The organism is Candidatus Tisiphia endosymbiont of Nemotelus uliginosus (assembly GCF_964264835.1).
Classification (GTDB): Bacteria; Pseudomonadota; Alphaproteobacteria; order Rickettsiales; family Rickettsiaceae; genus Tisiphia.
This window is the reverse complement of the sequence record NZ_OZ183485.1, coordinates 331,793-345,717: the sequence shown is the minus strand read 5'-3', so window position 1 is coordinate 345,717 and position 13,925 is coordinate 331,793. Positions and strand designations below refer to the sequence as shown.

Here is a 13,925-nt window from a genome sequence, read left to right as displayed (position 1 = left end):
TTTGTTTAAGTAAAGAAATATCATGCTAAAAGTCACCGTTCTAGGGTGTGGTGCGTCACTTGGCGTTCCTGTAATTGGTTGTGAATGTAACATTTGTACTTCTCAATCAAACTATAATAAAAGAACTAGATCATCAATATATATTGATGATGATAATAGTCAAATTCTTATTGATTTTGGATTTGATATTAAAGACCAATTAATAAGAGAAAAAATAAAAAAAATAGATGCCGCTATCTTAACACATGATCATGCTGATCATGTGAGCGGCATTGATAATTTAAGGGTATTCCCTTTTATTCAAAACAAACCCTTAGCAGTATTCTCGGATCACGCGACTATCAGCAGAACTGAGGCACGTAATCAGTATTTATTCGCTCCTGAAAAATTAATAGCAAAACCTATAGATTTTTTTACAAAATGTACTATTAACACTATAGAAGTACAATTTTTTAGGCAAAATCACGGCTCTATAGATAGTTTAGGAATAAGGATAGGAGATTTTGTTTATTCTAGTGATGTCTCAGATTTTCCAGTAGAATCTAATGATTTTTTACAAGATATTAAAGTGTGGATACTAGATTGCATATCTTATAAGTCTAATGATCATCATGCAGGTTTAGATAAAATCTTACGATGGAATGAGCAATTTAAGCCGCAACAAATATTATTAACTAATATGAACCATTTCATTGATTATCATGAAATAATCAAAATATTACCCCCCAATATTAAGCCATTATATGATGGTTATAGATTAGTGGTGTAATATGATAAAAATTGATCAGGTTTCTAAGTGCTATAATAAAACTTATGCTCTTAAAGAAATAAATCTAGCCTTTAATACGAAAGAAACTATAGCGATCATAGGTTCCTCTGGTAGTGGTAAATCAACTTTGTTACGTATGATCAATGGTTTAGAAATACCAACAAGGGGACATATTTTTATTGATAATAAAAAATTAACTCAAAAAAATAAAAGAAAACTTTGCCTTAAAATCGGCATGGTGTTTCAATCTTTCAATCTTTTCCCTCATTTCAATGTCCAAGATAATTTAATATACGCGCCAGTAAATGTGTTAAAGGTAAAACCAAAGGCAGCACTGATAAAGGCTGAACAATTACTTGCACAATTTAACTTAAAGCACAAAATTACTGCCTTCCCTTCCAACTTATCAGGTGGGGAAAAACAAAGAGTAGCAATTTGCCGCGCCTTAATGATGGACCCAGAAGTAATGTTGTTTGATGAGCCTACTTCGGCGTTAGATCCTGAAAATATTAAAGATATTATCGAAATTATTACCTTATTGAAGCTGCAAGTAATTATGATTATAGTTACTCATCATATTAAATTTGCTAAAATGATAGCAGATAGGATAATTTTTATGGATCAAGGCCAAGTACTAGTAGACCAAGATAGTAGTAAATTTTTTGATAAGCCTGAAGCTCATAGAGCCAGATTATTCTTGGAAAACGTAGGGGACTTAATGTGAACAATAAAAATATAATTTTATTTTCTACTCAATTATTGGCTTGGTTAGGAGTGTTTTTAGTAATAATTACTGGTTATGCCTTTAGATTTGAGTTAAATTATATATCTCAAAGAGTAGTGGCAGTATTAGTCCCATCATATAGCTGGGTTAATAAACAAGGCGAAATAGTAATTAACCGTAGCGGTGATGGGCATTTTTATGTTGATGGCTTCGTTAACGGAGTAAAAATTAAATTTATGATTGATACCGGAGCCAGTGATTTAGCCCTGACAATACAGGATGCAAAAAAACTGAATTTTAACTTCTCAGAGCTGAAGTTTACCAAAACTTATTCTACCGCTAATGGATTAAGCAAAGCTGCTTATGTTGAATTAGATAATCTCCAATTAGGAGAGAGCAATTTTAGAAAGGTAGGAGCGCATGTTGGTACAGGAGGCCTGGATATCTCGTTATTAGGTATGTCTGTGTTAGACCGTTTTAAAAGTTTTAGGATAGAGAGAGATACGCTAATTTTAAGCTATTAGGCTCTGTGGATAACAATTTTAAATCAACCATCTTATTATTTACAGTGATAATTTATGTTAAAAAATAGTGATAAAGTTTTTGCTAATCTTAGTGGCCAAGAAAAATGTGATATAATTAGTAGTAAGCAACGTGGAGATTGGGAGAATACTAAGGAACTTATTAATAAAGGTAGAGAATGGATAATTGAAGAAGTAAAACAATCTGGCCTAAGAGGAAGAGGCGGGGCTGGATTTCCTACTGGTACTAAATGGTCATTCATGCCTAAAAATCATCCTAAACCTAGTTATTTAGTAGTTAATGCCGATGAATCAGAGCCTGGCACCTGTAAAGATCGCGATATTTTAAGATATGAACCGCATAAGCTGATAGAAGGGTGCGTACTTGCAAGTTTTGCTATTAATGCCCATACTTGCTATATATATATTCGTGGCGAATTTTATAATGAATCATCAAATGTACAAAGGGCGATAGATGAAGCGTATGCAGCTGGTTTTATTGGACCTAATGTCTGTGGTACGGGCTATCAGCTTGATATTTATTTGCACCGAGGAGCGGGTGCCTATATTTGTGGCGAAGAAACCGCATTACTTGAAAGTTTAGAAGGGAATAAAGGGTTTCCAAGGCTAAAACCCCCCTTTCCTGCTAGTTTTGGTTTATATGGCTGTCCTACTACGATTAATAATGTTGAATCAATTGCAGTGATTCCAACTATACTGCGACGTGGCAGTGGGTGGTTTGCCTCACTTGGCAAATCAAATAATACTGGCACTAAGATTTTTTGTATCTCAGGACATGTCAATAAACCATGTAATGTGGAAGAAGCCTTAGGCATACCTTTGAAGGAATTAATTGAGAAATATGCTGGCGGCGTACGTGGAGGATGGGATAACCTTAAAGCAATTATCCCAGGTGGGTCTTCCGTACCGTTACTTCCAAAATTATTGTGCGAAGAAGCAAGCATGGATTTTGATAGCTTGAAAGCTTTAGGATCAGGCTTGGGGACAGGCGGCATAATTGTTATGGATAATTCTACTGATATTATTTATGCGATTGCCCGCCTTAGCAAGTTTTATATGCATGAATCTTGTGGGCAATGTACTCCTTGCAGGGAAGGTACCGGCTGGATGTGGCGCATTATGATGAAACTAGTAAAAGGACAGGCAAAAATGGAAGAAATAGATCAATTATTAGACACTACCAAAATGATAGAAGGGCGTACTATTTGTGCTCTAGGGGATGCTGCAGCTTGGCCTATTCAAGGTTTAATTCGTCATTTTCGCCATGAGATTGAAGACAGGATTGGGAAGTATAATATGAGTATACTCACCGCAGGCTATAGCTGACCTGACTATAAGATATGTTTTCGGACGCGCTTTATCTCTGCTCCACAATTGATTAATTTTTGTTCTAAGGCATGATATCCCCGATCTAAGTGGTATATTTTATGGATTATAGTGTGATCTTGAGCTATGAGCCCGGCTAACACTAGAGACACTGAGGCTCTAAGATCGCTGGCCATCACTTCTGCTCCTACTAAAGTTTCTACCCCAGATATTTTTGCCTTATTTCCTTTAATAGTGATATGGGCTCCCATTCTACATAATTCAGGAACGTGCATAAAACGGTTTTCAAAAATATTTTCTGTAATTGTAGCGCAGCCGTCACATAAAGTCATTAAGCTCATGAATTGGGCTTGTAAATCAGTAGCAAAACCTGGATAAGGATTAGTTTGAATATTGACTGGGTTTATTTTCCCTACGTAAGTAATTTTGAGCCCATGATCAATAGGTAATACTTGTATACCTGCTTTCAGAAGTTTCACTACTAGATTTTTTACTATTTTGTATTCGATGCCATAAATATTTAAATCACCTTTAGTAATTGCTGCTGCTATCATATAGGTACCGGCTTCAATACGATCGGGCATAATTAAGTAACAAGCATTGTTTAAATGACTTTTACCAATAATTTTAATTTTACTACTACCGATTCCATAAATCTCAGATCCCATTTTTCTCAAACAGTAACATAAATCAACTATTTCTGGCTCCCGAGCACAATTAAATAAAGTAGTTTCTCCACTAGCTAAAGTAGCTGCCATTATAGCATTAATAGTCGCACCAACTGATATTTTATTAAAGGTAAAATTTATGCCTTTTAATCTACCTTTAACTTTAGCATTAATATAACCATGATCTACATGAATTTCTGCTCCCATAGCTTGCAGCACCTCTATATGTAGGTCAACTTGCCTAGCTCCTATAGCACATCCTCCTGGTAAGGACACCTTTGCTTCAGAAAACCTCGATAATAACGGACCCAGGACCCAAATCGAAGCTCGCATCTTACATACAATATCATAAGGAGCAGTAAAGTTATTCACTTTACTACTATCAATTTCCATACTTAAGTGGTGTTGGTGGTGCGTGATAGTGATAATACTACCCATTGCGTTAAGCAAAGTTTTCATAGTAGTAATATCTGTAAGATTTGGAATATTATTTAAGCTGAGTTTACTGGTCAGTAAAGAGGCGGCCATAATTGGCAATGCTGAATTTTTAGCACCACTAACATGAATATTCCCTTTTAGAGGAATGCCACCTTGAATTATTAGGCTGTCCATATAAAATTTCTAATTATTAACTGCCTTATTTATCATAAGGATAATTATTTCTTAACCTTCAAGGTTAATGATATATCCCGGCAGTTCTATTCGCCAAGAGATAGCCTGCGATATTTAGCTGGTGACGCTTAATTTTGCAGGATTTTTGTTGGGTTCACATATTTTTTATACTGCTTTCGCAACCTCACCTTTAAATTCAAGTAACACTAGCTAAAGAATGAAGACTATATATTACTCTAGAAACTTCAAGAATTGGATTTTATTTACCAGCGGTAGGCGCGGTGCGAAAGTAACATACTAATACGTGAGCGCCGCTAAATCATTGATAAAATGACAACACAATTCTTGAAAGCAAATCAGTATATCCCCAATAATTTATTTTTGGTGCTGATTCTTATCAAGAGCTGCCCCTAAAATATCTCCAAGGCTAGTTCCACTATCAGTAGAACCATATTCTTTAATAGCTTTTTTCCGTTCTTCTAGTTCAATAGCTTTTATCGATAAAGTAATTTTACGTAAGACCTTATCTATAGTAATAATTTTTGCTTCTACTTTATCACCAATGGTAAATTTTTCTACTGTTTGCTCATCTCTTTCGCTTGAAAGATCAGCTTTTCTAATAAAGCCTACTAATTGATTATCCAAAGCTACTTCAATCCCGTCATCTTTAAGAGCAATTACTGAACAGCTGATAATCATATTTTTTTTATAATTTTCAAATTCTTCGGATCCACTATCTTCAGTTAATTGCTTGATACCAAGTCCGATACGTTCTTTTTCAATATCTATTGATAATACTTTACAATCTATTAAATCATTCTTTTTATATGTTTTTAATAACTCAGCCCCGTTACCTTCCCAACTAATGTCACTTTCATGGATCATCCCATCAATATTATCATCAAGAGCGACAAATATTGCAAAATCAGTAATATTTCTGATCGGCGCCTCTTTAATTATACTACCAACCGGATGTTTACGAGCAAACTCAACTAACGGGTTTTCTTGACATTGTTTTATACTCAAAGAGATTCTATGTTTGTTAGTATCAACTTCTAGAATTTTAAATTGAACTTCTTGCCCTATAGTAAGCATTTTCTTAGGATGTTGATTGGTTTTCACCCAATTAATTTCGCTTGAATGCACCAGGCCTTCTATACCGTCTTTTAATTCGATAAATACTCCGTAATCAGCAATATTTGTCACTTTCCCAATCATAGTTTTTCCAACTGGAAACTCTTCTTTGATGCTTTGCCATGGATTATGATCCAGCTGCTTCATGCCAAGAGAAATCTTCTTAGTTTCTTCATGATAATCGATAACGATTACTTTCACTTTTTGACCTATCGATAATACTTCTGAGGGATGATTAATTCTACTCCACGAAATATCTGTCACATGCAGTAGCGCATCAACATTCCCTAAATCAATAAATGCCCCATAATTCGTAAGATTTTTAACTACCCCCTCTAATAGTACTCCTTTCTTAATTTTTGATAACATTTCTTCGCGTGCTTCAGATCTTGATTCTTCGAGAATAGCCCTCCTCGAGACTACTATGTTACCAAGTTTTTTATCCATTTTTAAAATTTGAAAGGGTTGTTTAATTCCCATTAGTGAAGAAATATCTTTTATAGGCCTGACATCTACTTGGCTACCTGGCAGAAACGCTACAACTCCAGATAAATCAACAGTAAAACCTCCTTTAACCCGACCAAATATTACCCCATCAACAAATTGACCTTGTGCACATGCAGTTTCTAAATGCCCCCATGCTTCTTCTCGGATCGCTTTTTCTCGGCTGAGGGTAGTTTTTCCGTTACGTCCTTCGAGTTTTTCGATATATACATCAACTATATCCCCCATCTCAGGTAAAGGTTGATTATGAGCTAAACCAAATTCTTCTATAGGCACTCTACCTTCATTTTTGAGCCCTACATCAATGATAATAATACTTTTAGTTACTCCTACTACTTGACCTTTAACTACAGTACCTTCTTTGACGTGACTGGTGCTTATGATATCCAACATTTCTTCAAACTGTTCATTAGGCTGAATATTTATTTCAGCAAGTTGGGAGACGAATTTTTTCTTAAATTTTATTTGCATATTGTTCTCTAATACTAGCCTGTGCAATCTAGTATAAAATTCTAAAGGTTAAACGTAAACTGAACTAAAACTAGGGCACTGAACCTAGTTAACGGAAATAAATTCTATTATTTTATCTACTACCTCAGTAGGAATTAAATAAGAGGTATCAATTTCTAAAGCACCTTTAGGAATCATTAAAGGGGCAGTATTACGTTCTTTGTCCATTTTATCTCTCATTTCTAACTGCGATAGAATATCACTTAACATATATTGAGTATTATTTTGATATAATTCTTGATACCTTCTCTCGGCTCGCATTTTAATATCCGCATCAATAAAAATCTTTAAATCCGCTGACGGGGCAATGATTGTCCCAATATCTCTCCCTTCCATAATGATTCTGGGAGTTGTGTTGATCAATTCCACTAAATATTTTCCTAAATTATTTCTTACTTCTGATATAGAGGCAACTTGTGAGGCGACAATACCGATATTTTCTGCGTTCAGTTCTGTACTTTCTACCATCCTGAGAGTTTGAGATAATTTAATTATTGTGTCTTTATCATTAGGATCAATCTTATTATTTATACAACTTAAAGCTAAACTTCGATATACCCTACTAGATTGAAAGTAAGTTAATTGCAACTTATCGGCCAGTAAACGGCCAATTGTGCTTTTGCCAGCAGCTGCTGGTCCATCTAGGCTTACTACAAAATTATTATTGATATTAAAAGCTTTAGATTTGAGAGCCATGGGTACACTTGATACTTTAAAAACTTGTTTTTTGGTATACTCAATTGCTTTCAAGCATTGTTTTGTCATTTGATTAAGGGCTTAGCTATGCACAATGTATTAATATGTTACTTGCGCACTCCTACTGTCAAAATAAAAGCCAATTCTTGAGATCAGATGAGCATAAGCCCCATATTGCATGCTTTCACATTCATATACTGGTTTCGCTCATTCACTGTTCTAGCTTAAAGACCATGATACAAGTCATTTCAGCACATTATATAAATTTTGTGGAGGAGCATAACAGAATATGGAAAATAGTGCAAATAGAACTTGAATTTTTTGTTATTATATATTAGGTTGTGTTGACAAAATTTTTTAGGTCCTTTTTTGGTATGTTTTTCCTGCAAATATAGGCAAATTTTTTGAAATAGGTAGGCTATTGACTTACAAAATTCACCTATATTTTCGGTAAAAATCTGCTCAAAAAGTCTACTAAAAAGTTTTGTTAACACAATTATAGGGTCTGTGCAATTAATGAAAATACTTATACCTTAAAGTGTGGTTTTTTCGGCGATAAATTTTAAGTATAATATCTTAAGTATAATACCTTAATTCTATAGATTCTTATAGTGTATATTCATTAAGGGCAGTTAGCTCAGCTGGTTAGAGCATTACGTTGACATCGTAAAGGTCGGTGGTTCGAGCCCACTACTGCCCACCAATCACCTATCAGCCTTTTGGAACCATACTGCTCTTACTCAAAATTTTATATGCTGCGTATATGCTGCTAATAGTTTAAAAAATAGTAGCTATAATTGCTCGAAAACCCTTACTGGATCTGATGTTCAGCAGGCAGGGTTATACAATCTTATTTGTTCATTTTCATCAAAGGGTAAGGTGGCATAAAATAGACTTTTTTTAGAGCTCGCTTCTGGTAGGGAATTTGCAGTCAACTCTTCGCGTTAAACCGCAGCGTACGTAAGTGTAGGTGAGGATTTTAGCCTAGATTCGACGTGCAAATTACCATCTCGAGTAGAGTGTCGAAAGAAGTCTACTGACTAAGTGAGGCTACAACAAGTTGCTGTAAACCTTATAAATTTATAGCAATAAATTCTTTGCTTAAATTACTTAGTGCTCTAATTTATTTATGCTATAATTTGCTATAGTTTAAACAACTAGAATAATCCTCAAGTATAATCAACTAATATGACAGTTAACCTTTCTGATATTAATTCAATACATCAAGCTACTACCCCCTTTCCAGCTGGTAATAAATCACCCAGAATGTTAGTAGGTACCGATGAATTTTATGATTTGGTAGTTAATAGCGATGTATTCGTTGATAAAAGCCTAATGATTATGGAAATACTACAAGATAGTGGTAAAGTGATTCTTATTACCCGTCCAAGGCGCTGGGGTAAGAGCTTGAATATGAATATGCTCCAGAAATTCTTTGAAATAGAAGTGGATGAAAATGGTAACCGTTTACCGCTCGAGCAAAGGGTTAATGATAAATTGTTTGTGGGAGGTAGAATAGATTTAGGATTAGCTAGTGGTAGAAAGAAGTTACTTAAACAACTTCAAATATCACAGTATCCAGATGTTATCTCTGAATATCAAGGCCAGTTTCCAGTTATTTCCATAAATTTCAAGGATGTTAAAGGTAGTAGTTATGAAGAAATTGAAGAGGAAATTCAAGGACAGGTTCTAAAATTATTTGCAAGTCACCGCTACCTAAAACATTGTATAACAACAAATACCACCGTGTTAGATGAGGTGCAAAAGAAAAAATTAAATCGATATTTTACAGGAGAACTTACCAAAAAAGACCTTAAAGATAGTTTAAGATTTTTAAGTGAATTACTTTTTATGCACTTTGGTCAGAAAGTTTATATACTAATCGATGAATATGATACACCGATCAATAGCTCGTATATTAAGTTTGGCTCCAGGTCAGAAGAATTCGAGCGGGTACTTGAATTATTCCGTGGCATGTTTGGTAGCGCCCTAAAAACCAACCCATATTTGGAAAAAGGCGTAATTACCGGCATCCTGCGAGTTGCTAAGGCTAATTTATTCTCAGATCTCAATAATGTTAGTGAATATACATTACTAGATGAAGATTTTTCTAAGTTTTATGGTTTTACTCAAACAGAAGTTGATGAATTACTTACAAAAGTACCAACAAGCACTGATCCAGAGAAGATTAAAAATTGGTATAATGGTTACACATTCGGCGGAGAAATAATCTATAATCCATGGTCAATAATGCAGTGTTTAGCGCATAAGGGTAAACTTGATCATTACTGGTTAGATAGCGGGGGAACGGGGCTTGTTGATAAGGCTTTATTATCAGATAAAATGCAGGAGGATCTGCAAGAATTATTGGAAGGCAGAGGAATTGTTAAGAAATTATATAAACAAATTTCTTTAGGGCAAATAGAACATAATAAAGATATACTATATAGCTTATTGGTATTTGCAGGTTACTTAAATCCTGCCCTGGCAAATGATAATCCAGAGGATTTAAGATATCATTTAACCATTCCTAATAAGGAGGTTAGAGGAATCTACGCCGAAAGAGTAATGGGCTGGGTTGCGCTCAAGTTAAATATGGATATGAGTGATTATTATGATTTTATCGCCTTATTAATTGATCAGCAAATAGATAAGTTTGGCAAAAGATTGCAAGGATATTTATTAAATTCCACCAGTTATCATGATTTAAGTAAGGAAAGGGATTATCATAATTTAATGGGAGGGCTGCTAGCACCTTTAGTCAGTAGATATATGATAGAATCTAACAGAGAATTTGGGTATGGCAGGTGTGATCACATCTTGACCCCAATAGCTCAAGGCACAGATACCGCAATTATCATTGAGTATAAAATATGTACTACTGCAGAAGAGCTAGAATCTGCTGCCAAAGCAGGGTTAAAGCAAATTATGGATAGGCAATATGATACTAAAATAAAAGAGTATAAACATGTTAAAAAGATCATTAAGATCTCGATGGCTTTTTGTGGGAAGGAAGTGGTTCTGCAGCATCAGCTTGATATAGTTACTTAACTGTACTAATAACATCATTACAACATAAGAAGAATATGAAAAATAAATTAATCGATTTAAAAGAAAAAATTTTGCCGCAAAAATAATACTTAATAGATACAGTTTTTGATTTTTTAAACAATAAAAGGAATCCTAAAGCTACAAGATATAAATCTCCTATTAATGCACCAATCTTATCAATTTACTATAAACTCCTTTAGCCATAATTCTAAGCATAATGCTCCCCAAAGCTCCCGGTTGAAGATCAACATGTTATTATCAAGCATATTGATCAGGTCTACTTTCTTTACAAAACCATGGTCAATTATTCTACCTTTAGCAAGAGTATCTATAATATAGTCACGGAGTTCTCCATTAACCCATTGGTTGAATAGGACCGGAAAGCCCATTTTATCCGTCCTGTTCATAATTTCAGGGAGCATAACCGATTGCATTGCTTTTTTAAGCAACGATTTTTGTTCTCCTTGAAATAGCTTGCTTGGAATACGTAGCATCAACTCAACTAACCTATGGTCAAGCAATGGGACTCTTGACTCAAGACCGTTTGCCATACTCACTCTATCCTCTACATGCAGCAGAGCTCGCAGAGGTTTTAATATCAAAGACAAGAATTTTTTTTAAAGAAGTTAATCTATGGTTATGAAACAAATTTTTAAAATTCTCCTGCACTTTACTGATATCACTATTTCTGAATAACCCGGAATTTCTTTGAATAAGATATCCTGATTTTGTGCAACAGCTAAATTTTTACTATCCTGCCTGTATTCTCATTGACTTTCATTCAAGAGAGGTTAGAATAATCGATAGAGTAACTGAAAAGTTACTATGGGGTTTCACAACCTTGTTTCAACAGCGGTACAACATCAACCACTAAAATGATGTGTCTCGACTTTTTATGGTCGGAGAGATGATGATGATAGTTAAGTATATAATGTTTTTAACTCCGGTAACAATAAGCAGTTATGATGAAGAATTTTAAGCATTTTGTGCGAATTGAAGATATCAAATTATTGATGATTCGCCTATAATATATTTTTCTTGATAACAGATTTTAAGAATGACAATCCCAAAAGATACTAAAATTGAACATATAGATTTTGGTAATGCCTTATCAGAGCGATATCTTGCTTATGCTCTGTCCACTATTATGTCTAGATCTCTACCAGATGTGCGCGATGGTCTAAAACCTGTCCATCGGAGGTTATTATATGCTATGCTACAATTGCGGTTAGAACCTACCGCTGCTTATAAGAAATGTGCACGAGTAGTGGGAGATGTAATTGGTAAATATCATCCGCATGGTGACGTAGCAGTATATGACACTTTAGTGCGTCTTGCCCAGAGTTTTTCTGTGCGGTATCCGCTAATTGATGGGCAAGGAAATTTCGGGTCAATCGATGGGGATAATGCAGCCGCCATGCGTTATACCGAATCAAGAATGACGGAGATTTGTACTCTCTTAATGTCGGATATAGATAAAGATACCGTTGATTTTCGTGCCACCTATGATGATTCTGATACAGAGCCAGTGATTATGCCTGCGATGTTTCCTAACTTACTAGCAAATGGTTCAGAAGGGATAGCAGTAGGTATGGCCACGAGTATTCCTCCGCATAATTTACATGAATTATGTGAGGCCTTAACTTACTTAGTAGACCACCGCGAGGTAACGATCAATGATGTTTTACAGTTTGTTAAAGGGCCAGATTTTCCTACGGGCGGTATCATTATTGATAACTTAAAGATAATTCATCAAGCCTATTCTACTGGCCGCGGTAGCTTTAGAGTAAGAGCCCGTTGGCAAAAAGAAGAATTAAGTTATGGTTTATATCAAATTGTTATTACCGAAATCCCTTATCAGATACAAAAATCTAAAGTTATTGAACAAATTGCTGCACTTTTCAAAGATAAAAAAATTCCTTTAATCAGTAATATACGAGACGAATCTACTGAAGATATAAGGTTAATCATCGAGCCTAGAGATCGGAATTGTGATCCGAATATTATTATGGAATCTCTGTTTAAGCTCACTGCTTTAGAAAATAGGATTCAGCTTAATATGAATGTTATAGATTCGAATAATATTCCTAAAGTAGCGAATATACTAGAAATATTACAAGAATTTTTATTACATCGAAAGAATATTATTACCCGGAGATCTAGATTTCTTACTAATAAAATAGAACATAGGTTAGAGATTCTGAACGGATTACGAATAGCTTATTTAAATTTAGATGAAATAATCAAAATTATCCGTGAAGAAGATGAACCTAAACAGCTAATGATTGCAAAATTTAATTTAACCGAATTGCAGGTGGAAGCAATTCTTAATACTAGATTAAGGTCATTGCGTAAATTAGAAGAACAAGAAATTATTGCTGAACAGGGGGCTTTAGAAAAAGATCTGGCAACTCTGCTAAAAATTTTACACAATGCTAATGAATTAAACAAAGTCCTCAAAAAAGAAATTCAATTTGTGCAAAATAAATTTGGCTTTAATACTAAACTAGGACAACGTCGCACTGTATTTGAAGAAGCAAATAACGAAGCTCAAATTATTGATATCTCAGCTTTGATCGCTAAGGAACCTATCACGGTAATTTGTTCAAAAATGGGGTGGATTCGTTCTTTAAAAGGGCATAATAATGATTTATCTTCTATGAAGTATAAAGAAGGTGATGAAGAAAAATTTGCCATTAACGCTTATACCACCGATAAAATTCTTATATTAAGTACTGCTGGCCGTTTCTTTACGATTTTGGCCGACAATATATTTCGAGGCAAAGGTAATGGCAAATCGATAAAATTAATAGTAGATATAGGAAATGATGAAATAAGTGATATTTTTGTATATCAGCCAAATACTAACCTGCTTATGGTCAATACCCAAGGTAAAGGGTTTATTGTTAATTCAGATGAAATAGTAGCAGCCACTAAGCTTGGTAAGCAAGTGATGCAGGTAGCTAAAACCCATATATGCCTTAACTGTGTCGCTGTAAATGGTGATTATATAGCATGCATAGGAGAAAACAGAAAATTATTAATATTTAAAGTAAGTGAAATACCTTTAATGAAAAAAGGTCAGGGGGTAGTATTGCAGAAATTTAAAGAGGCAAAACTGCTGGATGTTCAAATATTTAGTGAAGAGACGGGCTTAAGCTGGCATAATGGCGATAAAGTGAAGGTAGAAAAAAATATTTTACCATTTTTAGGGCGCCGTGGTAGCACTGGTAAAATACCTCCTAGCAGTTTTCCTAAAAATAATAAATTTTTTATACAATAATTCTATGAATAAAAGCCATGTAGCTTTGAATAGACTTCTTTCGAAATTCGTTTCTAATAGGGAATTTGAAGAAGGCTCAAAACACAAAACCGCAGCGTACTTAAAT

10 protein-coding genes and 1 tRNA gene are annotated in these 13,925 nt (G+C 34.5%); 7 read left to right on the top strand and 4 right to left on the bottom strand.

Annotated features, from left to right (window positions below):
- Positions 1-22 precede the first annotated feature (22 nt).
- Genes ACFELV_RS01530 through nuoF form a run of 4 tightly spaced genes read left to right on the top strand, consistent with a single transcriptional unit; the run spans position 23 to position 3,361 of the window.
- On the top strand, positions 23-769 hold the full coding sequence (locus ACFELV_RS01530) for an MBL fold metallo-hydrolase (protein ID WP_375326456.1): 747 nt from the start codon (positions 23-25) through the stop codon (positions 767-769).
- A gap of 1 nt (position 770) precedes the next feature.
- Entirely contained in the window at positions 771-1,493 is a 723-nt protein-coding gene (locus ACFELV_RS01525; protein WP_375326455.1) for an amino acid ABC transporter ATP-binding protein, read from the top strand.
- A complete protein-coding gene (locus tag ACFELV_RS01520) occupies positions 1,490-2,017 on the top strand; it encodes a TIGR02281 family clan AA aspartic protease (protein WP_375326454.1) in 528 nt (175 codons plus the stop codon). The genes ACFELV_RS01525 and ACFELV_RS01520 overlap by 4 nt, the downstream gene beginning before the upstream one ends.
- A 54-nt stretch (positions 2,018-2,071) precedes the next feature.
- Positions 2,072-3,361, top strand: coding sequence for an NADH-quinone oxidoreductase subunit NuoF (nuoF, locus tag ACFELV_RS01515; protein ID WP_375326453.1), 1,290 nt, complete (start codon positions 2,072-2,074; stop codon positions 3,359-3,361).
- 5 nt (positions 3,362-3,366) lie between these two features.
- On the opposite strand, the gene murA is transcribed toward nuoF, so the two are convergent.
- The 3 genes from murA to cmk all read right to left on the bottom strand — a co-directional run bounded on the left by murA (position 3,367) and on the right by cmk (position 7,485).
- The gene (gene murA, locus ACFELV_RS01510) at positions 3,367-4,641 is read right to left on the bottom strand and encodes a UDP-N-acetylglucosamine 1-carboxyvinyltransferase (protein ID WP_375326452.1); all 1,275 of its coding nucleotides are present in this window, start codon (positions 4,639-4,641) and stop codon (positions 3,367-3,369) included.
- A 375-nt stretch (positions 4,642-5,016) separates the two neighbouring features.
- The gene (locus ACFELV_RS01505; protein ID WP_375326451.1) at positions 5,017-6,750 is read right to left on the bottom strand and encodes a 30S ribosomal protein S1; all 1,734 of its coding nucleotides are present in this window, start codon (positions 6,748-6,750) and stop codon (positions 5,017-5,019) included.
- 84 nt (positions 6,751-6,834) lie between these two features.
- Positions 6,835-7,485, bottom strand: a complete 651-nt coding sequence (gene cmk, locus ACFELV_RS01500; protein ID WP_375327485.1) for a (d)CMP kinase — start codon at positions 7,483-7,485, stop codon at positions 6,835-6,837.
- Positions 7,486-8,111: 626 nt separating this feature from the next.
- Between cmk and ACFELV_RS01495 the strand changes: the two genes are divergently transcribed.
- Positions 8,112-8,188: transfer RNA gene (locus ACFELV_RS01495), tRNA-Val, on the top strand.
- A gap of 485 nt (positions 8,189-8,673) precedes the next feature.
- Entirely contained in the window at positions 8,674-10,536 is a 1,863-nt protein-coding gene (locus ACFELV_RS01490) for an AAA family ATPase (RefSeq protein ID WP_375326450.1), read from the top strand.
- A 176-nt stretch (positions 10,537-10,712) separates the two neighbouring features.
- Here ACFELV_RS01490 and ACFELV_RS01485 read toward each other — a convergent pair whose 3' ends face one another.
- Positions 10,713-11,138, bottom strand: a complete 426-nt coding sequence (locus tag ACFELV_RS01485) for an asparagine synthase-related protein (RefSeq protein WP_375326449.1) — start codon at positions 11,136-11,138, stop codon at positions 10,713-10,715.
- A 455-nt stretch (positions 11,139-11,593) separates the two neighbouring features.
- Here ACFELV_RS01485 and parC point away from each other — a divergent pair, with 455 nt between their 5' ends.
- Entirely contained in the window at positions 11,594-13,819 is a 2,226-nt protein-coding gene (parC, locus tag ACFELV_RS01480) for a DNA topoisomerase IV subunit A (protein ID WP_375326448.1), read from the top strand.
- Positions 13,820-13,925 lie beyond the last annotated feature (106 nt).

What these genes read in the sequence shown, in the direction of transcription:
- ACFELV_RS01530 (WP_375326456.1), top strand. Translation starts at nt 23, where the DNA reads ATGCTAAAAGTCACCGTTCTAGGGTGTGGTGCGTCACTTGGCGTTCCT.
- ACFELV_RS01525 (WP_375326455.1), top strand. Translation starts at nt 771, where the DNA reads ATGATAAAAATTGATCAGGTTTCTAAGTGCTATAATAAAACTTATGCT.
- nuoF (WP_375326453.1), top strand. Translation starts at nt 2,072, where the DNA reads ATGTTAAAAAATAGTGATAAAGTTTTTGCTAATCTTAGTGGCCAAGAA.
- murA (WP_375326452.1), bottom strand. Translation starts at nt 4,641, where the DNA reads ATGGACAGCCTAATAATTCAAGGTGGCATTCCTCTAAAAGGGAATATT.
- ACFELV_RS01505 (WP_375326451.1), bottom strand. Translation starts at nt 6,750, where the DNA reads ATGCAAATAAAATTTAAGAAAAAATTCGTCTCCCAACTTGCTGAAATA.
- cmk (WP_375327485.1), bottom strand. Translation starts at nt 7,485, where the DNA reads ATGGCTCTCAAATCTAAAGCTTTTAATATCAATAATAATTTTGTAGTA.
- ACFELV_RS01490 (WP_375326450.1), top strand. Translation starts at nt 8,674, where the DNA reads ATGACAGTTAACCTTTCTGATATTAATTCAATACATCAAGCTACTACC.
- parC (WP_375326448.1), top strand. Translation starts at nt 11,594, where the DNA reads ATGACAATCCCAAAAGATACTAAAATTGAACATATAGATTTTGGTAAT.